Genomic DNA, 22468 nt, shown 5'->3' with positions numbered 1-22468 from the left:
TGTCCCATGGCAGTGACGGCATCGGAACTGAGGCGCAACGTATACCAGTTACTGGATGAGGTCCTGACGACTGGTGCCCCGTTGGAAATCGAGCGCGGTGGTCAGACCCTCTACATAATCCCCGGGCACTTCGGTTCCAAGGTCGATCGGCTTGAGTCTCATCCTGGAGCGTTCGCGGGGGATCCTGAAGACTTCGTGCACCTCGACTGGTCCGGAGAATGGGAGCCCGAGTCGTGATCCTCCTCGATACACATGTGGTTGTCTGGCTGTACAAGGACCCACTCGTGCTCGTTCCCGACGCGGTTCTCAAGCGCCTGGATGTTGAGGAGATCGGCCTATCGCCGGTGGTGAACCTCGAGCTGCAGTACCTATACGAGATCGGACGGTTGAATGTCCCTTCTCAGGAAATCATCAATTATCTGGCGCCCCGATTGGAACTCACATTCACGGACCCTTCATCCATGTCCGTTTTTTCTGAGGCGCTTTCGCTTCAGTGGACAAGGGACCCTTTCGACCGCCTGCTTGCCGCACACGCCGCCTCGACTTCCAGCGTGTTGGTGACGAAGGACCGTAAGATCCGGGAGAACCTGGAGCACGCGTGGTGGCCTGCTCCAACGGAGTAACGGGGGTCACTCACCCAGCCGGTTGAGGAGTCCGGCGACGAGGGCGATCTGGGTGGGGACGCTCTTCGGGACGATGTACTCGGTCCGGGCGTGGGGGCCCTCGCCGACCGCGCCCAGGCCGCACAGGACGCCGCGCCCCAGCGCGGACACGAAGTTGGCGTCGCTCGCCCCGCCGACGAACGTCTCGCCCAGCGTGAAGCCGAGCTCCTCGGCGACCTCCCGCGCCTGGCCGAACAGGGCCGCCGACGGCGGGTTCGGGGTCATCGGGGGACGGTTCCACTCGGTGTCCACGACCACCTTCACCCGTGGGTCCGACACCGTGAGCGTGCCGAGCGCGGCGTCGACGCGGGACATCTCCTCGGGGACCTTCACCCGGACGTCGACGGCGCAGCGCGCGTGACCGGCGATCACGTTGCGCTGGGTGCCGCCGTCGAGCACCCCGACGTTCACGGTCGTGCCCAGCTCTGGAGCTGCCATCGCCGTGAGCTGGGGGACGATCTCGGCGAGGGCGTGCACCGCGCTGGCGCCCGCCGTCGGATCCAGGCCGGCGTGGGACTCCACCCCGTGGACGCTGACGTCCACGAACCCCATCCCGGCGCGCCCGGTCTTGACCTGGCCGGCGCGGCTGGGCTCGAGGACGAGCGTGGCGTCCACGTCGGCGCTCGCCGCCTCGATGTGCGGGCGGGAGGCGTGCGATCCCACCTCCTCGTCGCCGTTGAGGAGGATCCGGATCTCCGGGTGTGGCAGGCCGAGCTCGCGCAGCGCGTGCACGGCCCATACTCCCTGCACCACTCCGGCCTTCATGTCCAACACACCGGGACCGCTCATCCGCTTGCCGTCGGTGGAGACCGGCCACTCCTCGAGGGTTCCCTCGGGCCACACGGTGTCGTAGTGGCCGAGGAGCAGCACCGAGCCGTTCGCGGTGCCCGGGTAGCGCAGCTCGAGCACGTCGCCGTCCTCGCCGCCGTCGTGCCGCTCCCGATGGCTGGGATCCCCGAGCCGGCTGTGGATCCAGGACTCGATCGCCGCCAGTCCGGTGTCGAGTAGCGGTTTGTTCTTGCTCGGCGTCTCGTGGTTCACGATCCACGCGATGTCCCCGAGGATCAGGGCGAGGTCCCGTTCGGCCAGCTTGGCGATCGCGGTCGCGGTCATCCGGTTCTCCTTCGGTGGGCGGTCGGTGTGCCGCCGCCCAGTCGGTGCCGAGTGTGTGGGGTCGGGGTCGGACGCGGGAACGGGCTCAGCGGATCGGCACGCCGGGGCCGAGCGGGAGGCCGAACAGCCACCACAAGACGAACACGGCACTCCAGCTCAACAGCACCGTGATGGAGATGGGCAGTGTCAAGGAGATCAGGGTCCCGATGCCGGCGTCCTTGCGGTAGCGCTGTAGGAAGCCGAGGGCCATGACGAAGTAGGGGCTCATCGGGCTGATCAGGTTGGTGCTGGAGTCCGCGATCCGGTAGGCGGCCTGGGTGGTCTCCGGCGAGATGTTCAGGAGCATGAACATGGGCACGAACACCGGAGCGATCAGTGCCCACTGTGCCGATCCGCTGGTGATGAACATGTTCATGACGGTGGCGAGCAGGACGAACGCCAGCAGCAACACCAACGACGGGACGCCGGCCGAGCCCAGTACGTCCGCGCCCCGGATCGCGAGCACCGTCCCCATGTTGCTCCAGCCGAAGTAGGCGAGGAACTGGGCGGCGGCGAAGAACAGCACGATGACGGGGGCGAGCTCCCGCACACCGGAGGCCATGGCGGCGGGGACCTCGCGGGCGCGGGTGAAGGTGCCCACCGTGCGGCCGTAGGCGTAGCCGGTCACGAGGAACAACAGGCCCAGTACCGGAGCGATGCCGGTGATGATGGGCGAGGAGATCACACCCCCGTCCTCGCCGCGGAACCAGGAGTTCGAGGGGACGAGCAGCGCGACGACCACGCCGACGAAGACGAGGAACACGATGCCGGTGACGAGCAGACCTCGCCGTTCCTCCGGCCGGAGTTGCATCTCCCCGAGGGTGTTGTCCACCCCCTCGCCGTCGGCCACCATGTTCTGGGTGCGGCGGGTGAGCACGAACTCCGTCACCAGGGTGATCATCAGGGCCAGGACGATCGCGGACACCACGTTGAAGAAATAGTTCGCCAGAGGCGAGACCGTGTAGCCGTCGGTGATGAGCCGGGCCGCGTCGCTGCTGAGCCCGGCGAAGATGACGTCGGTCGCGGTGACGAAGATGGACGCGTCGTAGCCGGCCGACACCGAGCCGAACGCCACGATCAGTCCGAGGATCGGGCTACGGCCCACCGCCTGGAACGCGAGCGCGCCCAGCGGCAGCAGCACCACGTACGCCGCGTCCGAGGCGACACTCGCCGAGACGCCGGTGAAGGCCAGCATGAACGTCAGGTACTTCGGGGGCACACGGACGACACTGCCCCGCAGCATCGCGTTCAGCAGCCCACCGCGCTCGGCCACCGCGACGCCCAACATCACCGTGATGATGAGCGCGAACGGGGGGAAGGTCGCGAAGTTCTCCACCGCGTCCGTCAACATCATGTGGACGCCCTCGCGGGAGACGAGGCTCTGGACCTCGATCCGTTCCCCGTCCTCCGGGGAGACCGCGAAGGCGCCGGCCCACTCCAGGACCGCGCTGAGCAGGACCACGAACCCGGCGAGGATGGTGAACAGCCAGAAGGGGTGCGGGAGTTTGTTCCCCACCCGTTCGATGCCCTGCAGGGTTCCGAGTAGCAGGCGCATCGGGCCCTTGGGAGGGGCGGAGTCGCTAACGCTCATGGTGCTCCTGGATCGCCTCGGCGTCGCTGTCGCCCGGCACGCCCGGAGCCAGTCAGGGCACGTCGCGCGCCCCCGTCGGTCCCGGCGGATCAGGCAAGGGGTTCACCCTGCCATCGCGGTACGGCCCGGGGCCAGCGCGAAGCACGAGACGTCGCGTGAACGTGATCAACTTATCGTCAGCCGAGTTCGGCGAGACCCTTCCGCGCCTCCGTGACGAGCTCCGGGTCCGCGCTGGTCGCGGGGCGATCCTGGTCGGCCACGATGTCGAGGACGGCTCGGTACTCGCGCTCCGCGTCGTGGCGGCGTCGCAGCGCGGCGAACGTCGCCGCGAGTTCGTTGCGCGCCCCCAACGTCATGGGGTGAGAGGCGCCGAACCGCTTCTCGACGGCGGCGACGTACTCGTGGCGTAGGGCGAGGGCGTCGTCCGCCCGTCCCAGGTCGCGGTAGGTGTCGACCAGGGCGTCGCGGTGGCGGTCGAGTTCGAGCGCGGTTGGCCCCGCGCTGTCGCGCAGGCCGCTGACGGCGCGTTCGAGCAGCTCGGCCGCCTCGTCGAGTTGGCCGGTGGCCCGTCGGGAGCCACCGAGGAGCCCCATCGCGTCGAGGGTCTCCGGGTGGTTGGGCCCCAAGGTGGTCCGGCGGTTGGTGAGGACCCGTTCGTGCAGCGCGCTCGCGGCCTCGTTGTCTCCGGCGCGGCCGTGCGCCTCGCCCAGCTCGCTCTGGATCCGCAGGGTGCTGTGGTGCTCGGCGCCGAGGAGAGACTCGGTCGTCGTGAGCAGGTCGTCCAGGTAGGCGACGTGCTCGGCGGGCGAGTGGCGGGGCGAGTCGCGGTAGTGGTAGCCGACCCAGTGCAGCAGTTCGCAGGCCTCCGGCTGGACGAGACGGTCCCCCGCGACCGCGCGCAGGGCGCGCAGGTTGGCGAACAGCGACCGCTCGGTCTCCTCGGTCATGGGTCCGCCCCACTCGTCCTGGGCGTACATGTCCGCGTCCAGCCACGTGTTCTGCAGAACCGCGGCCGCCACCCGGACGGCCTGGTGGAACCGCTCGGGCTCCATCCCGTCGAGCAGCGCCGTGCGGGTTCGGGGGGACATGGTGGCGACGACGTCCCATTCGTTCTCGGCGTCACGCGCGTCGAGGTCCACCGTCCCTCCGCGCGCCAGCCGCCCCAGCCAGGCCTTGAGGTCCTGGGGCGAGAACCGGGGACGCCCCAGCACCCGCGCCGTGAACCGGCCCCACCCCGAGGCGTCCATGGCCGCCCGCCGCAGGTACTCCGCCAACTCGGGGGTGAGGCCCAGGCTGGACGTCGGTGCCCCGTTCGGATCGAGACAGGCGAGGACCTCCGCGATCGCCCGCTCCACCGTTCGCGCCGGCAGGCCCTGCTCAGCCATCGTCGGTTCCTCACTGCCCGAGGGGTCCTTTGGGGGTGACGACCGCACACCGTGCCCGGTGGATGATCGCAGTCAGATGACCGATGTCGCCGGGCGGCCGTCTCCGTAGCGTATCCACCCAACCGAACAGTGGACCGCGCCCGTCCCGAACGGTATGGCCCGGACGCACCCTCCCCAGGAGCAGCAGGTGGTCCGGCCGTCCGCACCGGGGTTCACCGACCGTGACAGTGGTGCCCGAGAAGCGCTCGCGGCTCGTCGTGTGGCGCTGGTGGTGGGACAATGCGGTGAACGGTCTATTGGGTTCGTGGTGGCGTCCGTTATGTCAGAGGTTCGAGAAGTGAAGAATTTCGCTGCTTGCCAGCGGTAAGTCCGCTGGTCACCAAGTGTGTCCACGCCCCGCGCGCGGGGATGGTCCCACCCACGCGTTCAGGTCACCGTCCGCCTCAGAGTCCGCTGCCCGCGCGCGGGGATGACCCTGACCCCCGTCCCGATGTCTTCGCAGTGGCGCAGTCTGCTCCCCGCGCGGGGATGGTCCCCCATCGATCGCCGCCTCGGCGTTGGGTCCGTAGTCCGCTCCCCGCGAGGGGAACATCCCGCCTCAGCGCCTCCGGGATGTCTGCTCCCCTCGGCTTGCCGCATGGGGGGTTCGGGCTAGTTGGGTGGTGGTTCTGGGGATGGGTGTGTGGCGTTAGTGCCCCGCACCATGATGGGACAATCCGGTGAACGGTGTATTGGGTTCGGGATGGCGCCCGTTATGTCGGAGTTTCGAGAAGTGAAGAATTTCGCTGCTTGCCAGCGGTAAGTCCGCTGGTCATCAAGTGTCTGCTCCCCGCGCGCGGGGATGATCCCGCGTCGCACGGGCCGCTGGGCTGTCCCCGGAGGTCTGCTCCCCGCGCGCGGGGATGATCCCGCCGCCGCTAGCGGAGGGACCGGGGTAAAAGCAGTACCCCGGTCCCGCCCCCTCAGGATAGGTCAGGGGTCCGCTCCTCGCACGCGGGGATGATCCCCCACTCCAGGCACCACGGCCGAGACCACCCATGTCCGCTCCCCGCACACGGGGATGGTCCCTCCTCTTCGTGCTGGCGTTCCGCCCACACGGGCGTCCGCTCCCCGCGCGCGGGATGGCCCGTCGTACAGCTTCATCCCTTCGTCGGCGGCGTCCGCTCCCCGCATGCGGGGATGGGCTCTTGTTCGGCGTTGATCCTCGGCGAGGGTCTCGGGTGGGGGTGGGTCAGTGTCGGCGGCGGCTGGTGGGGTTCACGCGTTTGGGGTGGGTGTGGGGAGCAGGGTGGAGTGCAGGGTGAACTGCTGGACTCCGTCCGGGAGTGGGTCGATTTCGGCGAGGCCCATGGCGGTGCGGTAGGCGGCGTCGTTGGTCCACTGGGCGTGGTTGAGGAGCTCGGTGCCGTCGGGGCTGATGTGGAAGTGGGCGGAGACGAGGCCGGAACCGCCGGTGGGTTCCTCTTCGGGGGTGGGGGAGTCGAGCATGTGGAGCCGTCGGTGCCGAGCAGGAGGGTGTAGGAGAGGACGCCCGCCGGCCAGTCGTCGGCACGCCACGACGCCGCGACCATGTCGGCCGCAGCGCGCAGGCGTTCCGGGGTGTCGAGCAGCCACTCGCTGGACATCACCACACCCACGTTAGGAGTGGCGAAGTTCGGTGGCTGGGTGGCGACGCGCGTCTTTCGGGGCGCACCGCTGTTCGTGGTCATGACGGCAGACTAGGGAGCGTCACCGGGCCCAGACATCGGTCAGGTGACTGGCGTCGCCCCCGCGCGGCCGGCGGTCGCCGTCAGGTGTTGGGCTCCAGGACGACGACGGGGATGATCCGGTCGGTCGTCTTCTGGTAGTCGTCGTAGTCGGGCCAGACCTCGGTCATCTCCGACCAGAGCATCGGGCGTTCGGCGTCGCTGGCCGTGCTGGCCAGGGCGGGGAACATCTCCGACCCGACCTGGGCCACGACCGCGGGGTCGGCCTGGATGTTCAGGTACCACGCGGGGTGATTCTCGGCGCCGCCGTTGGACGCGACGATGACGTATCGCCCGTCGATCTCGCGGTAGATCAGTGGTGTGGTGTGCTTCTCCCCGGTCTTGCGGCCCGTCGTGGTCAGGAGAAGGACGGTGGTGCCGCGCACCCAGTGGTGGCCCTCGGCGCCGTTGGTCTCCCGGTAGCGACGGACGTGTTCGGGTCCATAGAGGATCGGTTCCCGGTTGGCTTCGCTCATGCCTCGCAGTATTCCCATGTCGAGGGGTGCCTTACCGTGTGACACCCCGGCGGTACTCGTTCGGGTCGGCCGCGCGGTCGCTCAGGCGACGACGGCGGGGGTGGCGCCGGTGATGTCGAGGAGTTCGGCGTAGGTCGTCGAGAAGACCGCGTTCGGGTGCCCGGCGGCGGCCCAGATCCGCTCGAACTGGGTGAGGTCCTCGTCGATGAGGGTGCGCAGTGGTGCCGGGTGACCCACTGGCGAGACGCCACCGATGACCTGCCCGGTCGCCTCCCGCACGAAGTCCGGGGTGGCGCGCCGGAGCGCGGCGACCTCCAGCGCCTTGGCCGCCTTCGCCGCGTCGACCCGGTGCGCGCCGCTGGCCAGGACGAGCACGGCCTCGCCGTCGGCGTCGAAGACGAGGCTGTTGGCGATCGCACCCACCTCGCAGCCGACCAGCCGGGCGGCCTCGGCCGCGCTCGCGGCCCGCTCGGGCAGCATGCGGACACGGCTCCCGGCCAGGCCCTTGACCGTGAGGATGTCGGCGATGTTCTGTGCGTTGGGGTGCAGCGCGATGTCAGTCATTGTTCCTGGCCCAGGTCGAACGTCGGAGCTGTGGTGACAAGCCGTGGGGTGTGGCGAGGCCGGCGGGAGCCGGGACTCTTGGGCAAGACCGTACCGGGGGCGGTCCCGATTGTCAGGGGGACGCGGTTTCCCAGATGAGGCGGACCGCGAGCCCACCGAATACCGCCGCGGCGGCGCGGCCGAGCCAGCGTCGGGCCGCCGTCCGCGGCGTGAGCCGGTCCGACATCGTGCCCACCAGCGCCCCCACCGTCCCGGTCACCCCGAAGCAGAGAACGACGTAGACGGCTCCCAGCACCAGGAGCTGCGCGGTGACCGGCCAGCTCCCCGGGCCGACGGTCAGGAACTGGGGGAAGAAGGCGAGGAAGAACAGGATCACCTTCGGGTTGGCCAGGTTCGTGAGGGTCGCCAGGCCGAACGTCCGCGTGAGCGAGCGCGCGGGTGGCGTCGCCTCGGAGGCCGCGCCGTCCGCCTCCTTGCTCGAGCGGAGCGCCGCCACGGCCAGGACGATCAGGACGCCGGCGCCAACGATTCGCACCGCGTCCAGAACCATCGGCGCCGTGTGGATGAGCGCCCCCAACCCGAACGCGACGGCGACCGTGTGCACCGCGAGCCCCGTACTGACTCCGGCCGCCGCGACCACTCCCACGGTCCGGCCGGACGCGAGGGCGTTCGCGCCGATGAAGACGAGGTCGGGCCCGGGAGTGACGCTCACGACCAGGACCGCGAGGGTGAACGCCAGTAGCAGAGCGAGGTCCATGGGGAAATTGTCGGTCATCTCGCTCGTTGTGTCGCATTTCGTCGCCGAACTCCCGAGCCGCGCCGGATCCGGACGGTTTTCCCTGCCTTCCTGGCCTCGTGCCAGGTCAATGTGTCGTGATAAGTCTGAGGTGACGAGTCGGGGAGTGGGGTGGGGGCGTGTCCGCGCAGAGACTGTCGGGAGACGTCGAGGTCGCGGTCATCGGAACCGGCCTCATGGGATCGGCGGCCGCGTGGGAGCTCGCCCGGCGGGGACACGAGGTTCTCGCCCTGGAACGCTTCCAGTTGGGGCACCGCGACGGCAGCTCGCACGGCAGCGCGCGGATCGTGCGCCACGCCTACGAGGATCCTTTCTACGTGCGGCTCGCCGCCAAGGCCATCGACCTGTGGCGTGAGCTGGAGGACGACTCCGGGGAACGGCTGCTGTCGATGGTCGGCGGTGTCGACCACGGAACACCGGAGCGGATCCGCGACGTCGCCGCAGCCCTCAGCGCCGAGGGCGTGGAGCACGAGCTGCTGTCGCCCCGGGACGCGGGCGAGCGGTGGCCGGGTCTCCGCTTCGAGCACACGGCGCTGTTCCACCCCGCCGCCGGAACCGTGGACGCCGACGCGGCGGTGGCGGCGTTCCTCGACCGTGCCCGCCACCGGGGGGTGACGATCCAGGCCGAGACGGAGGTGCGTCGGATCTCGGTTCCCGACGACGGGCCGGACGCCAGGGCGAGGATCGAGACCGACCGCGGCACGTTCACGGCGCGACGTGTGGTGGTCGCCGCCGGACCCTGGGCCCCTGACCTCCTTGGCGGCCTCGTTCCGCTGCCACGGATGACGGTGACGCAGCACAACGTCTTCCACTTCCCGCGCCGGGATCCCCGAGTGGAGTGGCCGGTCACCATCCACTGGGGCGCGCCGGTCTACTACTCGACCCCCGGCGGTCGGGACGGCGGCCCGGACCGGGGCCGGAAGGTCACCGAGTACCGAGATCCGGACGCGGTCCCCACGACCGGCGACTCACGCACCGGCGTCGTCAACCCGGCGGCCCGCAAACGTGTCCGCGACTATGTGGAGGAGTGGCTCCCCGGCCTGAGCGGCCAACCGTTCGCCGAGTCCACCTGCCTGTACACCTCCACCGACAACGAGGACTTCGTCCTCGACCGCCGGGGACCCGTCGTCGTATGTTCGCCGTGTTCCGGCCACGGCGCGAAGTTCGCCCCCCTCATCGGTGGAGTCGCCGCCGACCTCGTCGCCGGCAACGGGCCCCTGTCGCCCCGCTTCGCGCTGCCCGAGTAGGGCGCGCGGCGGGAGCCGCTCACTCGCGCGGTGGCCGCGAGAGGTGCAGGGCGACCGCGCCGGTGTCGAACCGCTCCGAACGCGTCGTGGTCCACCGACTCGGCGGGCCGGAGTCGGGGAAGAGCACCCGGCCGCCACCGACGATCTCGGGGATAACCAGGAGACGGTACTCGTCGACGAGGTCGGCGTCGGCGAGCTGGCGCGCGACGTCGTGGCTCCCGATGAGCATGATGTCCCCACGCGCCGCCAGCTCCTCGCGCAGCGCTGACAGGGGGTCGGGCCCGAGGTGGTGCGATCCGGGCCAGGCGTCGACGTCGGGGCGGTGGGACACGACGAGCTTGGGAATGGTGTTCATCGCGTCGACGAGGTGCTCGTGCGCGGCGGCCGGCGTCGGCCAGTACGAGGCGAGCGCGTCGAACGTGGACCGGCCCATCAGGAAGGCGCCGATCCGCGTGTACTGCTTGGCCAGGTCCTGTTCGATCTCCAGGCTGAAGTTCCGCTGGACCCAGTCCATCTCCTCGCCCGCGGGACCGTCGAACCGGCCGTCGATGGAGCAGAATTCGTAGACGATAAGGCGTCCCATTAGTTCACCTCGTAGGTCAGGTGGGTGGCGTTCGGTGTCACGACGACGTCGCTCTGGCTGAGGAGGACTCGCTCGTCGACCAGGTCGAACAGTCGGGTGCCGGACCCCATGACGACCGGCGAGAGGTGGATGCGCAGGCGGTTGACGAGCCCGGCGGCGAGGGCCTGGTCGATCACGCTGGCTCCGCCCATGACGACGACCTCGCGTCCGCCGGCCGCGTCACGGGCCGCCTTCAGCGCCGCGTCGATTCCGTCGGTGACGAAGGTGAACCCCGTCGTGAGCCGGGGGGCTTCGGGGGCCGCGTGCGTGACGACGAAGACCGGCGGCCACGACTGGGTCGGCTGGTCGTAGCCGAAGCCGATCTCCGCGTTCCAACCGTTCGGGCCGTCGACGAAGTCGAAGGTGTTCCGGCCCATGATCACCGCGCCGGGTGCCTTGGCCGCCGCTTCGAGGATGGCGCGGTCCTGTGGTGATTCGTGGGAGGAGAAGACCCACCGCTGGATCGCCTCCCCGTCGCGGCCGAGGCCGCTTTCACGACCTGGTTCTGGACCAGTGACGTAGCCGTCCAGGGACATGGATATGTCCGCGATGACGTCGCTCATCGAATTCCTTCCTTCTGTCGTTCGGGCAGGGTGAAGCATCGGGTGAAGCTGTCGACGGATCGGGCCGACCCGTCGAGGCGTAGCGAGCCGTTCCTCGTCGCCTCGGTCAGGTCGAGATCCGCGTAGACGAGGTCGGCGAGGGTCTTCGGCTCGGCCACGACGCGCGTCGTGGAGGCGGAGGCCCGGGCCGGATCGGGGGACCGCTGGATCGCGAACGCTCCGTCGCCGACCTCGGCGTCGAACACGTCCTCCCCCATCTCCAGGCACAGGCGGACATTCACCTCGGCGGCCGCGACCGGGTCGAACGTCGTCTTCAGGGACAGCGCGAACGATGAGGCGCTGAAGGCGTGGTTCTCCAGGTCGGTCGGTGTGTGGGCGGCCCAGCGTCCCAGCGCGATCAGGACGGGTTCGAGAGCCTCGCCCCAGGGGGTCAGCGCGTAGACGGTGGAGGCCGCGGGTGCGGGCAACCGGCGCTTCTCGACCACGCCGGCCTCGGTCAGTTCCTTGAGGCGGGACCCGAGGATGTTCGTACTCACCCCCGGGAGGGCGGTGGCGAGGTCCGAGTACCGACGCGGGCCGAACATCAGCTCGCGCACCACAGGTATGGCCCAGCGCTCCCCGACCAGGTCGAGGGCCCGAGTGATTCCGCAGGCGTCCGCGTAGCTTCGCATGCTTGCATTCAACCATCATGTACTTGTTTTTTGCAAGTCGAACGCGTTTTCGCTCTCCGCCTGTGGAGATGGGCTCTTTGCCCGGCCCTGGCAATGCGCTGACCAGAGTTCGGTAACGAACCTGCCATCGAGTGCTTTGGTCCGAAGGGCGGCGTCCATGGGAGATGTACCGGGTGGCACGCGGGGCCGGGCGGTGGCGGAGGTTCGGGCGGTCACCCCGGCGTCGGGCGCGGAGGTGATGGGGACCGGGATCATCTCGATCGGGCTCCACCTGGTGGGCGTCGAGTGGCTGTCGCTGGTGCTGTTGGTGGTCGCGGCGGCACTGTGGGTGGGGCTCGCGTCGGTGTTCGCCGTTCGGCTGGGGCGGGACTGGGAGAAGTGGCTGCGCGACGCGGTGACGCCGGCGGCGCTGACCGGGGTCGCGGGTACGGCGGTCCTCGGCGTGCGGGTGGTGATGCTGGGCTGGCTGCCGGTCGGCGCGGTGATGTTGGCGCTCGCCGCCGTGCTGTGGGTTCCGGTGCTGGTGCTCGTGCTCGGCCACCTGCGGCGTGCGCTGCCGGGGGCGGCCTATCTGGTATGCGTGTCGACGCAGTCCGTCGTGGTCCTCGCCGCCGCGCTCGCGACCGCCCGGGGAACCCCCTGGGTCCTCTGGCCCGGAATCGCGGTCTTCCTGCTCGGCCTGGTCCTCTACGTCTGGGTGCTGCAGCGTTTCGACTTCGCCCAGCTCCGGGTGGGGGCCGGCGACCACTGGGTGGCGGGCGGCGCCACCGCCATCTCCGCCCTGGCGGCGGCGCGACTGACCGGGGTGGCGTGGGGCGCGCAGCGCGTGGACTACTGGGGCGCGGTCCCCGCCCACGCCGTGCTCGCCGGCTTCACCTGGGCGATGGTCGCGGTCGCTCTCGCCTGGTACCTGGTGCTGGTGGCGTGCGAGATCCGCTGGCCGCGCCTGCGCTACAACGTGCGGCGATGGTCCACCGTCTTCCCGCTGGGGATGACCGCGGTCGCGTGCATGATCGCCGGTTCGGTCCTCGGTTTCCCGCTTCTCAGCCTCGTCGGCGCCGTGCTCGTTTGGCCGGCGCTTGTGGTCTGGGCGGTCGTGGGGGTCGGCGCGCTCCGGCACGTGGTGGGCCGGATCCGGGTGGGCTCCGGCGCGCACCCCCAGCACGCCTGATCATTCGCCGTCGCCTCACTGGCGTCGCGACACCGGGTCCCAGCCTCGGGGCTCCGCCGCGGTGCGTGGGTAGTCGCGCGGCGCTCGGCTGCGGTACACGACGTAGGGCCGGAACAGGTACTGCCACGGCGCCGCGAAGGCGTGTACGAGCCGGGTGAACGGCATGATGGCGATCAGGGCCATCCCGATCAGGGTGTGGATCTGGTAGTTGAGGCTCGCCGCGCCCATGCTGTCGATGTCGGGCCGCAGCACGAACAGGCTGCGGAACCAGGGGGAGACCGTCTCGCGGTAGTTGGTCTCCGACGCTCCGCCGAACGCCGCGCCCGCCGCGACCAGCGTGGTGGCCAGCCCGGTGGCGATCGCCAGCACCAGCACCACGTACATGGCCTTGTCGTTCACCGTGGTCGCGCTGAAGACGGGCCCGGAGGACCTGCGGCGCCAGATCAACAGCGCGATGCCGCCCAGGGTGCAGACGCCGGCGGGGATGCCGAGCGCCAACGCCAGCACGTGGTACTGCGCGTTGCTCATCCCCAGGGCGCTGGTCCAGGACTCGGGGATCACCAGCCCGATGACGTGCCCGACGATGACGACGAGGATGCCGATGTGGAACAGCGGGCTGCCCACCCGCAGCAGCCGGGACTCATAGAGCTGGGAGGAGCGGGTGGTCCAGCCGAAGCGGTCGTAGCGGCGACGCCAGATCAGCCCGCCCACCAGCAGTAGGAGCATCAGGTACGGGGCGACGCCCCACAGCATCACACCCAGCACACTCATCGGGCGCCTCCCGGGGTGAACGGTTCCAGCCCCACGTTCTCGGCCGGCGGGCCGGCGGCGGCCAGACGGCGGGCCTCGGCCTGGTCGCGTGGCGCGCTGCCCGGCAGGCTGGCGCAGAGCCCGCGCACCACGGCGGCGTAGGGCGAGCCCCGGTCCTCCAACGCCATACGCAGGAGCTCCATCCCGGCCCTATGCTCGACCAGCAGTGACTCGCCGCCGTGGAGGGCGGCGAACTCGGCGACCACCGGCAGGAAGTCCGGCAGCTCGTCCTCACTCAGCTCGACGCCCGCCTCCCGGTAGCGCTGCTTCAACGCCGCGAGTGCCTCGCCCCTGCGGCGGGTGTCCCCGTCGGAGTAGTAGGTGAGGTAGAGGCAGCAGCGGCGCCGCAGGTCGAACGTGGCGACGTAGTGCTCCGCGAGCGACCGGGGGTCCGTGGACTCCAGGTGGGTGAGGAACTCCGCGAGGTGCGGTCTGCTCGCCGGGACGGTGGACGGCAGGGCGTCACGCAGCAGCGGCCGGTGCTCCCACAACCGTTCGTCGGGGTAGCAGAGCAGGAACGACACCGCCTGCCAAGTGACGCGTTGCCGCTCCGCCCTGCGTCGGCTCCTCATGTGGACCCCTCGGCGCGTGGCGGGAACATCCCGTCGGGGCGCCCCTTGCCGTCCCAGTTCAGTAGATTGACCCGGGCCCGGCGGTTGGTCGGGTGGGTCACGTCGTGGCTGGTCTGGCGCTCCTTGAGGGCGTGGAAGTCCTCCACGCTGGCCGAGGGCGGCGCCCCGGACGCCTCCCCGAAGTACTCGTCGCCGCCCTCGCCGTAGTCCACGGGGCACGCCGTCTCCTCCAGGGCCGCCGCGTCCCCCTCGGCCTGCGCGGGGATGACGTAACGGTCCTCGTACTTGGCCAGCGCCAGCAGGCGGTACATCGCCTCCATCTCCTCCGGCGACATCCCCACGCCCCGCGGCTTCGCCGGATCGGGCTCGCCGCCGAGGGTCTGGTCGCGCATGTAGGAGCGCATCGCCGCGAGGCGGCGCAGTACCCAGGTGACCGGCTTCGGGTCCCCCGCCGTGAAGAGTCCGGCCAGGTAGGACACGGGGATGCGCAGGGCCTCGATCGCGCCGAACAGGTTCCCGGAGTCTTCGGCGTCGTGGCCGGTCTCGCGCAGCTTGTCCACCACGGGGGACAGCGGCGGGATGTACCAGACCATGGGCATGGTGCGGTACTCCGGATGCAGGGGCAGGGCGACCCGGTACTTGTTGACCAGCGCGTGGACGGGGGAGCGCCGCGCGGCGTCGACCCAGCTCTCGGGGACGCCGTCCCGGATCGCCGCCGCGCGGACCTCGTCGTCGTCCGGGTCGAGGAACACCCCGAGCTGCGCCTCGTAGAGGTCCTTCTCGTTCTCGGTCGCGGCGGCGGTGGAGACGCGGTCGACGTCGTAGAGGAGCACCCCGATGTAGCGCAGCCGGCCCACGCAGGTCTCGGAGCACACGGTGGGCATGCCGACCTCGACCCGTGGATAGCAGAACGTGCACTTCTCGGCCTTGCCGGTCTTGTGGTTGAAGTACACCTTCTTGTACGGGCACCCCGTGACGCACATGCGCCAGCCCCGGCAGCGGTCCTGGTCGACGAGCACGATCCCGTCCTCGGCCCGCTTGTACATCGCGCCGGAAGGGCAGGCGGCGACGCAGCTCGGGTTGAGGCAGTGCTCGCAGATCCGGGGCAGGTAGAACATGAAGGCGCGTTCGTACTCCAGCCGGATGTCCTCCGAGACCCGCGACAGCACCGGGTCGTTGAGCGCCAGCTCCGGCCCGCCGCCGAGGTCGTCGTCCCAGTTCGCGCTCCACTCCACCTTGGTGGGCTCCCCCGTGATCAGGGAGTAGGGCTTCGCGGTCGGGAACTCCTCCGACAGGGGGGCGGAGGTGAGGTTCTCGTAGTCGTAGGTCCAGGGTTCGTAGTAGTCCTTGATGCTCGGCATCAGGGGGTTGGCGAAGATGGACGCCAGGCGGCGCAGCCGGCCGCCCGACCGGGGGCGCAGCCGTCCCCCACGGGTGCGGACCCAGCCTCCCTGCCACCGTTCCTGGTCCTCGTACCGGCGGGGGTAGCCCTGCCCGGGACGGGTCTCCACGTTGTTGAACCAGACGTACTCGACGCCCTCCCGGTTGGTCCACGTCTGCTTGCACGTGACCGAGCAGGTGTGGCAGCCGATGCACTTGTCGAGGTTCATCACCATCGCGAGTTGCGCCATGACCTTCATCGTCAGTACGTCACTTCCTGTGAACGGCGGCGGATGACGGTGACCTCGTCGCGCTGGTTACCGGTGGGGCCCAGGTAGTTGAAGAAATAGGAGAACTGGGCGTAACCCCCGATGAGGTGCGTGGGCTTGAGCAGGAGCCGGGTGAGGGAGTTGTGGATGCCGCCCCGCTGGTGGGTGCGTTCGGTGAGCGGCATGTCGATGAGTCGGTCCTGGGCGTGGTGGTAGTAGACGGTGCCGCGCGGCATCCGGTGGGAGACGACCGCGCGGGCCGGCACGACGCCGTTGCGGTTGGCCATCTCGACCCACTCGTTGTCCCGGACGCCGATCCGCTCCGCGTCGTCGACGTTGATCCACACCACCGGCCCGCCCCGGGACAGCGTGAGCATGAAGAGGTTGTCCTGGTACTCGGAGTGGATGGACCACTTGGAGTGCGGCGTGAGGTAGCGGACCGTCAGCTCCGCCTGCCCGTTCTCGCCGATGCGGGGTTCGCCGAAGAGGCGGTGCATGTCTAGCGGGGGTCGGAAGACCGGGAGTTGTTCACCGACCTCGGCCATCCAGACGTGGTCCACGAAGAAGTGCATCCGCCCGGTGAGTGTGTGCCAGGGCTTCAGGTGCTCGGTGTTGATGGTGAACGGGGAGTAGCGGCGGTTGGGTGCCTCGATGCCCGACCACTCCGGCGACGGTCCGACCGGAGTGGGGTGCGCCTGGGTGGTCGGGAAGTCGACCCGCCGCCAACCCCGTCTGCCCGAGGCTGTTCAGGTCCTGCCCGGTGCGTTCGCTGAGCTGTGCGAACCCCTGGGCGGCGAGCCGGCCGTTGGTGGTTCCCGACAGCGCGAGGATCGCCTCGCAGAACTTGGTGTCGGTGTCCAGGAGCGGGCGGCCCTCGGTCGTCACCCCGCAGCGTTGGCGGAGCCACTCCTCCTCCTGGTCCGGATGGAAGGTCACCCCTTTCACCGGGAGTCCCGCGGTCGCGGCCTTGGGGCCCAGGGACGTCATGCGCTCCGCGATGGCCGGGTAGTCGCGCTCCACGACCGTGAACGACGGTGTGGTGGAGCCGACGGCGCCGTGCGGGGTCCCGAGCTCGCCGGGGGTGTCGTGCTGCATCGCCGTGGCGACGAGGTCGTGGCGCACGCCCAGGTGGTCGCGGGCGAGTTCGCTGAACCGCCGCGCGATGGTCTGGAAGGCGTGGAGGTCGGTGCGGGTCTGCCAGGGGGGATCCACCGCCGGGTTGAACGCGTGCACGAAGGGGTGCATGTCGGTGGCGGAGAGGTCGTGTTTCTCGTACCAGGTGGCGGCGGGAAGCACGACGTCGGACATGAGGGTCGTGGAGGTCATGCGGAAGTCCAGCGACAGCAGCAGGTCGAGTTTCCCGTGTGGGGCGTCGTTACGCCATCGGACCTCGTCGGGGCGCTGCGCCTCCGGTGTCTCCTGGGCGGACAGGGTGGCGTTGGTGCCCAGGAAGTGGCGGAGGAAGTACTCGTTGCCCTTGGCGGAGGAGCCGAGGAGGTTGGCCCGCCACACACTCATCACACGGGGCCAGTTCTCCTCCGCGTCGGGGTCGGCGCTGGCGTAACCCAGGCTGCCGTCCTGCAGCCCTCGCTGGACGAAGGCGGTGGGGTCCTCGCCCGACTCGCGGATCGCGTCGGCGACGTCCAACGGGTTGCGGTTGAGGGTGGGCGCGAAGGGCATCCACCCCCGGCTGACCGACTCGTGGGCCAGGTCGGCGGTGTGGCGGTCCTCGAACATGCCGGGGCCGGTGGGCGACGACAGGACGTCCGCCCGGTAGCCGTCGTAGCGCCACTGGCCGGTGTGCAGGTAGAAGTACAGGCTGGCGGGGATCTGGCGGGGCGGGCGGGTCCAGTCCATGCCGAAGGCGAGCTGCGCCCAGCCGGTGAAGGGCCGCACCTTCTCCTGTCCGACGTAGTGGGCCCAGCCGCCGCCGTTCACGCCCTGGCACCCGGTGAGCATCAGCATGGCCAGGAAGGAGCGGTAGATGGTGTCGGAGTGGAACCAGTGGTTGGTCCCCGCGCCCATGATGATCATGCAGCGGCCGTTGGTGCGTTCGGCGGTGTCGGCGAACTCGCGGGCGATGCGGATGGCGGTGTCGGCGGGCACGGAGGTGATCTCCTCCTGCCACGCGGGGGTGGCGGGGGAGGAGACGTCGGTGTAGGACTCCGGCCACTCGCCGGGCAGCCCCGGGCGGCCGACGCCGTACTGGGCCAGCAGCAGGTCGTAGACGGTGGTGACCACGTGGGAGCCGAGGCGGCGGACGGGTACCCCCCGCCGGAGGGTTCCGGCCGCGCCGTCGGGGGCGTCGAACCGGGGCAACAACACCTCCGCCGTCTCGGCCGGGTGGCCCTCGGTGGGCAGCATGGTGAGCTGGGGGTCGGTGGATCCGAGGTCGAGGTTCCACCGGCCCTTGTCGGCCTCGCCCCAACGGAAGCCGATCGACCCGTTGGGGACGACCGGGGCGTCGGAGGCGGAGTCCAGGACGACGGTCCGCCACCGGGCCTCGTCGGAGGTCTCGCCCAGCCCGGGTGCGTCGTCGGCCGCGGACAGGAACCGGTCCGGGACGTATGCGCCGTCCCGCTCGGTCAACCGGACCAGGAACGGCAGGTCGGTGAAGCGTTTGGCGTAGCGGGTGAAGTAGTCGACCTGGCGGTCGACGAAGCACTCCTTGAGGATGACGTGGCCCATCGCCATCCCCAGGGCGCCGTCCGTCCCGGGGTGGGGCGCGACCCAGTCATCGGCGAACTTGGTGGCGTCGGCGTAGTCGGGGGACATGACGACGACCTTCTGGCCGCGATACCGGGCCTCCGCCATCCAGTGGGCGTCGGGGGTGCGGGTGACGGGGACGTTGGAGCCCCACAGCATCAGGTAGGCGGCGTCCCACCAGTCGGCGGACTCCGGGACGTCGGTCTGGTCGCCGAACACCTGCGGGGAGGCGACCGGGAGGTCGGCGTACCAGTCGTAGAAGGACAGCATGCTGCCGCCGAGCATGGAGAGGAACCGGGACCCGGCGGCGTAGGACACCATGGACATGGCGGGGATCGGGGAGAAGCCGGCGATCCGGTCGGGGCCGTGGGTCTTGATGGTGTGCACGTGCGCGGCGGCCACCATGTCGACCGCTTCGTCCCACCCGATCCGCACCAGGCCGCCTCGCCCGCGTTGGGCGGTGTAGCGGGCGCGCCGCTCGGGGTCGCCGACGATGTCGGCCCAGGCCGCCACCGGGTCGCCCAGGCGTCGTCGTGCCTCGCGGAACATCTCCACCAGGACGCCGCGTGCGTAGGGGTAGCGGATGCGGGTGGGCGAGTAGGTGTACCAGGAGAACGCCGCGCCGCGCGGACACCCGCGCGGCTCGTACTCGGGACGGTCCGGCCCGACGGAGGGGTAGTCGGTCTCCTGGGTCTCCCAGGTGATGATGCCGTCCTTGACGTAGACCTTCCACGAGCAGGACCCGGTGCAGTTCACGCCGTGGGTGGAGCGGACGACCTTGTCGTGGCTCCACCGGTTGCGGTAGAAGGAGTCCCCCTCCCGCCCACCCGTCCGGAACTCCGCCCTCAGATCCGGAGTCGTGGCGACCCGAGTGAAGAACCGACCCGTCCGCAACAGCGCGTCACTCATCCCCGACCCCCGGTTGACGTCGCAGTGTGTTATGCCCGCTACTGTCTGTTGTCAATCGAGGGGGGTGGCTTTGTGGCAGGTGTGTGGTCGAATGTGGGACTGTGGTCCGTGTGATGGCGCCCCATCGAGGATGTGTCCGTTATGCCGGAATTTCGAGACGTGAAGAAATTCGCTGCTTGTCAGCGGTAAATTCGCTGGTCGCGAAGTGTCCGGTCCCCGCACGCGGGGATGGTCCCTTCCCGGCTACGACGACGATGGCGAGGATCCCGTCCGGCCCCCGCACGCGGGGTGGTCCTTCAGCCCGTCGAGTCTTTCGACGTACGACGAAGTCCACTCCCCGCGCGGAGCGATTGCCGGGGCTATAGCCTCGCGCGGTTCACCCCCACTGTTGCTCTTCGTGGGGGAAGGGCTGGGTCTCGTACGGTGGGGCTGCGTGGGGCTACCAAAGCTGGAGGAGCGAACCGAGAATACGAGGGGCGTCCGTTATGTCGGAATTTCGAGAAGTGAAGAAATTCGGCGCTTTCCAGTGGTAAATATGCTGTTCGGGAAGTGTCAGTTCCCCGCGCGCGGGGATGCCCCCTCCCCTTCGCACAGGGGCAACATGTGCCCTAGGTCAGTTCCCCGCGCGCGGGGATGCCCCGGGGGCCGATTGTTAGACGTCGTCGACGGAAGTCAGTTCCCCGCGCGGGGATGCCCCCCTCTCAAGCGCGGTCGCCACGTCTACGCCCCAGTCAGTTCCCCGCGCGCGGGATGGACCCGATCCGCCCGGGATACGGGGAGTGGCCTCGGTGATCCCCCACGTGGGGGGCCACCCCTGCTACGGCGGGCTGGGGGGCGGGCGACCGCCCCCCGTGCCGGTTAGGCCAGCTTCTTGGCTAATCCTGCCATGCCGAGTTGTTCGCCGGCGGTCAGGTTGTTGGGGTCGGTGGGTTCGTCGGGGCGCCAGAGGGCGGTGTAGACGACTCCGGGGCTCAGGAGTTCGAAGTCGCCGAACTGGGCTTCGATCTCTTCTGGGGTGCGGGCCCAGCCCTCCTCGAGGCTTTCGCGGGTGATGCGGGCGAGTTCCTGCTGGGCGGGGAGGCCGGTGTCGACCAGGGAGGTCATGAACAGGTAGCTGCCGGGGGCGAGCGCGTCGCGGTAGGCGGTGACCACCTCGTCCACCACGTCGGGGGACAGGTAGTGCAGCATCCCCACCAGCATGATGACCGCCGGGCGGGAGAAGTCGAGCCGGTCGGTGACGGCGGAGTGGCCCAGGATGGACTTCGGGTCGCGCACGTCCCCGGTGAACACCGACGTACGGCCGTTGGTGGCCAGGATCGCGCGGCCGTGGGCCAGCACCATCGGGTCGATGTCGACGTAGACGACACGGGCGTCGGGGTTGTGGGCCTGGGCGACCTCGTGGGTGTTCTGCACGGTGGGAAGCCCGCTACCGAGGTCCAGGAACTGGTCCATTCCCAGGGTGCCGGCCAGGTGGCGCACCCCGCGCACGAGGACCTTGCGGTTCTCCCAGGCCGACTCCCGCAGGCCGGGAATGTGTTCGGTGGCGTGGTCGGCCAGCGCCCGGTCCGCCGCGAAGTTGTCCTTACCGCCCAGGAGCGCGTCGTAGGCGCGGGCGATGGTGGGCTTGCCGAGGTCCATCCCGGAAGGCGGCCACTCGGGGGTGTGCTGGTCGTCGGTCATGGTGAACCTCGCCGGTTTGGGGGGGCTGGGCAACGTGCGCGCCACGGCCGTTCCTGCGTCCCGTCGAACCATGACAACGCGGGGCCATCGTAACGTTCCGGGTCGCAGGGCGTCTCAGACGCCGGTGAACTGTTCGTAGCCCAGGCGGCAGAGCAGCGCGACCACCACCACGACCAGGACGGCGCGGATGAAGCCGGTGCCGGCGCGGACCGCCGTGCGTGCCCCGATCTGTGCGCCCAGGCTGGTGCCGAGCGCGAGGGTGAGCCCCAGAAGCCAGTAGACCTGCCCGTTCACCGCGAACACGGTGACCGCACCGAGGTTGGTCGCGGCGTTGACCACCTTGGCCGACGCCGAGGCGCCGATGAAGTCCACCCCGGTGATCGTGGCGAAGGCGATGACCAGGAACACACCGGTCCCCGGCCCGACGAGACCGTCGTAGAAGCTCACGCCCAGCCCACACAGCACCAGCAGCGCGATGACCCGCTCCCGGGTGAGCAGGCGGGGGGAGGGTGTGGCGCCGAGTCCCGGCCGCAGCACGACGACGACCAGGGCGATCAGCAGGACGCCGATGATCAGGGGGCGTAGGGCGTCGGAGGACAGGCTGCCGGCCACCGCCGCTCCGAGGCCGGAGCCGAGCAGGGCGAGCCCCACGGTGGGAGCGATCAGACGCCAGTCGATCTTCACCCGGCGGGCGTAAGCGATCGCGGCCGAGGTCGTGCCGAACACGGAGGCGAGCTTGTTGGTGCCCAGCAGAGCCGGAACCGGAGCTCCGGGGAGCGCGGCCATCAGGGCGGGGAGGAGTACGAGTCCGCCTCCACCGACGACGGCGTCCAGCCATCCCGCGAACAACGCCGCCGCGAGCAGTAGCGCGACGATCTCCCACCCGATATCCACGACACCCGACCCCAAACCGACATTTCCCCCGAAGGAGCGTATTTCTCCGCTGTCGTGGCCGAGCATGGTGTAATGCCCTTATGCAGTTCAACCATTACGGGGGGAACGGGGCGGAACTGGCCTCGGCACTGGCCAACGTGGTGGATCACAGCCCCGCGGGACTGGCGGAAGCCCTGTCCGCGCAGCGCATCCGGGATCCGGAGCCGAACGAGGACCAGGCGCGCGAGCTCACCGCGTGGTGCGAGCGGCTGCGCCCCGTCTTCGGGGAACGTGACCAACAGCACCAGATCGCCCTGGTCAACGCGCTGCTCGTGGACGGCACCACGCGGGTCCGGATCGCCACCCACGACGGCCACCCGCCGCACCTGCACTATCAGGGCGAGGTGGACGACCTGGTCTCGCGCGTACGCGCCGTAACCGCCGGCGGGCTGGCGGTCGCCGTCTGCGGCGCGGGCGGGCACCGGCTCGGGCGCTGCGAGCGTCAGGGGTGCGAGGTGACCTTCATCGACACGTCCCGCAACGGCCGCCGCCGGTTCTGCTCGGTGACGTGCGCCAACCGGGTGAACGTCGCCCGGCACCGCTCCCGGCACCGATCCTGATCAA

Annotated in this window: 20 protein-coding genes and 1 pseudogene; 5 read left to right on the top strand and 16 right to left on the bottom strand. The window is 69.9% G+C overall.

Annotated elements, in window-relative coordinates; all coding sequences use genetic code 11:
- Positions 1-6 precede the first annotated feature (6 nt).
- A complete protein-coding gene (locus J4H86_RS14295; RefSeq protein ID WP_236537853.1) occupies positions 7-237 on the top strand; it encodes a type II toxin-antitoxin system Phd/YefM family antitoxin in 231 nt (76 codons plus the stop codon).
- Positions 234-623, top strand: coding sequence for a type II toxin-antitoxin system VapC family toxin (locus J4H86_RS14290; RefSeq protein ID WP_236537851.1), 390 nt, complete (start codon positions 234-236; stop codon positions 621-623). Before J4H86_RS14295 ends, J4H86_RS14290 begins: the two co-directional genes overlap by 4 nt.
- Before the next feature lie 6 nt (positions 624-629).
- Here the strand turns inward: J4H86_RS14290 and J4H86_RS14285 are convergent, their stop codons facing one another.
- The 7 genes from J4H86_RS14285 to J4H86_RS14255 all read right to left on the bottom strand — a co-directional run bounded on the left by J4H86_RS14285 (position 630) and on the right by J4H86_RS14255 (position 8350).
- Positions 630-1775: a M20 family metallopeptidase gene (locus J4H86_RS14285; RefSeq protein WP_236537844.1), complete on the bottom strand. Its 1146-nt coding sequence runs from the start codon at positions 1773-1775 to the stop codon at positions 630-632.
- Positions 1776-1860: 85 nt separating this feature from the next.
- Complete coding sequence (locus tag J4H86_RS14280) at positions 1861-3405, bottom strand: AbgT family transporter (RefSeq protein ID WP_394356373.1); 1545 nt, start codon at positions 3403-3405, stop codon at positions 1861-1863.
- Between the two features lie 176 nt (positions 3406-3581).
- Entirely contained in the window at positions 3582-4790 is a 1209-nt protein-coding gene (locus tag J4H86_RS14275; protein ID WP_236537835.1) for a tetratricopeptide repeat protein, read from the bottom strand.
- Between the two features lie 1257 nt (positions 4791-6047).
- Complete coding sequence (locus J4H86_RS14270) at positions 6048-6278, bottom strand: hypothetical protein (protein WP_236537834.1); 231 nt, start codon at positions 6276-6278, stop codon at positions 6048-6050.
- 301 nt (positions 6279-6579) lie between these two features.
- Entirely contained in the window at positions 6580-7011 is a 432-nt protein-coding gene (locus J4H86_RS14265; protein WP_330932414.1) for a nitroreductase family deazaflavin-dependent oxidoreductase, read from the bottom strand.
- 81 nt (positions 7012-7092) lie between these two features.
- Entirely contained in the window at positions 7093-7575 is a 483-nt protein-coding gene (locus J4H86_RS14260; RefSeq protein ID WP_236537826.1) for a YbaK/EbsC family protein, read from the bottom strand.
- Positions 7576-7687: 112 nt separating this feature from the next.
- Positions 7688-8350, bottom strand: a complete 663-nt coding sequence (locus J4H86_RS14255; RefSeq protein ID WP_236537824.1) for a LysE family translocator — start codon at positions 8348-8350, stop codon at positions 7688-7690.
- Positions 8351-8490: 140 nt separating this feature from the next.
- Between J4H86_RS14255 and J4H86_RS14250 the strand changes: the two genes are divergently transcribed.
- Positions 8491-9618: an FAD-dependent oxidoreductase gene (locus J4H86_RS14250; RefSeq protein ID WP_236537823.1), complete on the top strand. Its 1128-nt coding sequence runs from the start codon at positions 8491-8493 to the stop codon at positions 9616-9618.
- A 19-nt stretch (positions 9619-9637) separates the two neighbouring features.
- Here J4H86_RS14250 and J4H86_RS14245 read toward each other — a convergent pair whose 3' ends face one another.
- From J4H86_RS14245 to J4H86_RS14235, 3 genes are read right to left on the bottom strand one after another with little or no spacing between them, the layout of a single operon-like run.
- Positions 9638-10201, bottom strand: coding sequence for a dihydrofolate reductase family protein (locus tag J4H86_RS14245; RefSeq protein ID WP_236537821.1), 564 nt, complete (start codon positions 10199-10201; stop codon positions 9638-9640).
- Positions 10201-10803: a dihydrofolate reductase family protein gene (locus J4H86_RS14240; RefSeq protein WP_236537819.1), complete on the bottom strand. Its 603-nt coding sequence runs from the start codon at positions 10801-10803 to the stop codon at positions 10201-10203. Before J4H86_RS14240 ends, J4H86_RS14245 begins: the two co-directional genes overlap by 1 nt.
- Positions 10800-11474 carry a winged helix-turn-helix transcriptional regulator gene (locus J4H86_RS14235; protein ID WP_236537817.1) on the bottom strand — a complete coding sequence of 225 codons (675 nt, stop codon included), beginning with the start codon at positions 11472-11474 and terminating at the stop codon, positions 10800-10802. Before J4H86_RS14235 ends, J4H86_RS14240 begins: the two co-directional genes overlap by 4 nt.
- Positions 11475-11631: 157 nt before the next feature.
- On the opposite strand from J4H86_RS14235, the gene J4H86_RS14230 reads away from it, so the two are divergent.
- Positions 11632-12645, top strand: coding sequence for an SLAC1 family transporter (locus J4H86_RS14230; RefSeq protein ID WP_236537810.1), 1014 nt, complete (start codon positions 11632-11634; stop codon positions 12643-12645).
- Positions 12646-12660: 15 nt separating this feature from the next.
- Here the strand turns inward: J4H86_RS14230 and narI are convergent, their stop codons facing one another.
- The 6 genes and pseudogenes from narI to J4H86_RS14200 form a co-directional block, all read right to left on the bottom strand.
- On the bottom strand, positions 12661-13416 hold the full coding sequence (gene narI, locus J4H86_RS14225) for a respiratory nitrate reductase subunit gamma (RefSeq protein ID WP_236537805.1): 756 nt from the start codon (positions 13414-13416) through the stop codon (positions 12661-12663).
- Positions 13413-14027, bottom strand: coding sequence for a nitrate reductase molybdenum cofactor assembly chaperone (gene narJ / locus J4H86_RS14220; protein WP_236537803.1), 615 nt, complete (start codon positions 14025-14027; stop codon positions 13413-13415). Before narJ ends, narI begins: the two co-directional genes overlap by 4 nt.
- Positions 14024-15667, bottom strand: coding sequence for a nitrate reductase subunit beta (gene narH, locus J4H86_RS14215; RefSeq protein ID WP_236537802.1), 1644 nt, complete (start codon positions 15665-15667; stop codon positions 14024-14026). The genes narJ and narH overlap by 4 nt, the downstream gene beginning before the upstream one ends.
- 2 nt (positions 15668-15669) lie before the next feature.
- Positions 15670-19291, bottom strand: a pseudogene (locus J4H86_RS14210) (nitrate reductase subunit alpha).
- An 858-nt stretch (positions 19292-20149) separates the two neighbouring features.
- Positions 20150-20971, bottom strand: coding sequence for an SAM-dependent methyltransferase (locus J4H86_RS14205; RefSeq protein WP_236537799.1), 822 nt, complete (start codon positions 20969-20971; stop codon positions 20150-20152).
- Between the two features lie 114 nt (positions 20972-21085).
- On the bottom strand, positions 21086-21859 hold the full coding sequence (locus tag J4H86_RS14200) for a TSUP family transporter (RefSeq protein ID WP_236544029.1): 774 nt from the start codon (positions 21857-21859) through the stop codon (positions 21086-21088).
- Between the two features lie 86 nt (positions 21860-21945).
- Between J4H86_RS14200 and J4H86_RS14195 the strand changes: the two genes are divergently transcribed.
- Entirely contained in the window at positions 21946-22464 is a 519-nt protein-coding gene (locus J4H86_RS14195; RefSeq protein WP_236537798.1) for a CGNR zinc finger domain-containing protein, read from the top strand.
- The last annotated feature ends 4 nt before the right edge of the window (positions 22465-22468 follow it).

Origin of the sequence: Spiractinospora alimapuensis (assembly GCF_018437505.1) — a bacterium.
Taxonomy (GTDB): Bacteria; Actinomycetota; Actinomycetes; order Streptosporangiales; family Streptosporangiaceae; genus Spiractinospora; species Spiractinospora alimapuensis.
The sequence above is the reverse complement of the archived record's forward strand: the minus strand, read 5'-3'. Positions and strand labels throughout refer to the sequence as shown.

Excerpts from the sequence above, each read along its gene's own strand:
- J4H86_RS14295 (WP_236537853.1), top strand. The coding sequence starts at position 7 with ATGGCAGTGACGGCATCGGAACTGAGGCGCAACGTATACCAGTTACTG.
- J4H86_RS14285 (WP_236537844.1), bottom strand. The coding sequence starts at position 1,775 with ATGACCGCGACCGCGATCGCCAAGCTGGCCGAACGGGACCTCGCCCTG.
- J4H86_RS14280 (WP_394356373.1), bottom strand. The coding sequence starts at position 3,405 with ATGAGCGTTAGCGACTCCGCCCCTCCCAAGGGCCCGATGCGCCTGCTA.
- J4H86_RS14275 (WP_236537835.1), bottom strand. The coding sequence starts at position 4,790 with ATGGCTGAGCAGGGCCTGCCGGCGCGAACGGTGGAGCGGGCGATCGCG.
- J4H86_RS14270 (WP_236537834.1), bottom strand. The coding sequence starts at position 6,278 with ATGCTCGACTCCCCCACCCCCGAAGAGGAACCCACCGGCGGTTCCGGC.
- J4H86_RS14265 (WP_330932414.1), bottom strand. The coding sequence starts at position 7,011 with ATGAGCGAAGCCAACCGGGAACCGATCCTCTATGGACCCGAACACGTC.
- J4H86_RS14260 (WP_236537826.1), bottom strand. The coding sequence starts at position 7,575 with ATGACTGACATCGCGCTGCACCCCAACGCACAGAACATCGCCGACATC.
- J4H86_RS14255 (WP_236537824.1), bottom strand. The coding sequence starts at position 8,350 with ATGACCGACAATTTCCCCATGGACCTCGCTCTGCTACTGGCGTTCACC.
- J4H86_RS14245 (WP_236537821.1), bottom strand. The coding sequence starts at position 10,201 with ATGGGACGCCTTATCGTCTACGAATTCTGCTCCATCGACGGCCGGTTC.
- J4H86_RS14240 (WP_236537819.1), bottom strand. The coding sequence starts at position 10,803 with ATGAGCGACGTCATCGCGGACATATCCATGTCCCTGGACGGCTACGTC.
- J4H86_RS14235 (WP_236537817.1), bottom strand. The coding sequence starts at position 11,474 with ATGCGAAGCTACGCGGACGCCTGCGGAATCACTCGGGCCCTCGACCTG.
- J4H86_RS14230 (WP_236537810.1), top strand. The coding sequence starts at position 11,632 with ATGGGAGATGTACCGGGTGGCACGCGGGGCCGGGCGGTGGCGGAGGTT.
- narI (WP_236537805.1), bottom strand. The coding sequence starts at position 13,416 with ATGAGTGTGCTGGGTGTGATGCTGTGGGGCGTCGCCCCGTACCTGATG.
- narJ (WP_236537803.1), bottom strand. The coding sequence starts at position 14,027 with ATGAGGAGCCGACGCAGGGCGGAGCGGCAACGCGTCACTTGGCAGGCG.
- narH (WP_236537802.1), bottom strand. The coding sequence starts at position 15,667 with ATGAAGGTCATGGCGCAACTCGCGATGGTGATGAACCTCGACAAGTGC.
- J4H86_RS14205 (WP_236537799.1), bottom strand. The coding sequence starts at position 20,971 with ATGACCGACGACCAGCACACCCCCGAGTGGCCGCCTTCCGGGATGGAC.
- J4H86_RS14195 (WP_236537798.1), top strand. The coding sequence starts at position 21,946 with ATGCAGTTCAACCATTACGGGGGGAACGGGGCGGAACTGGCCTCGGCA.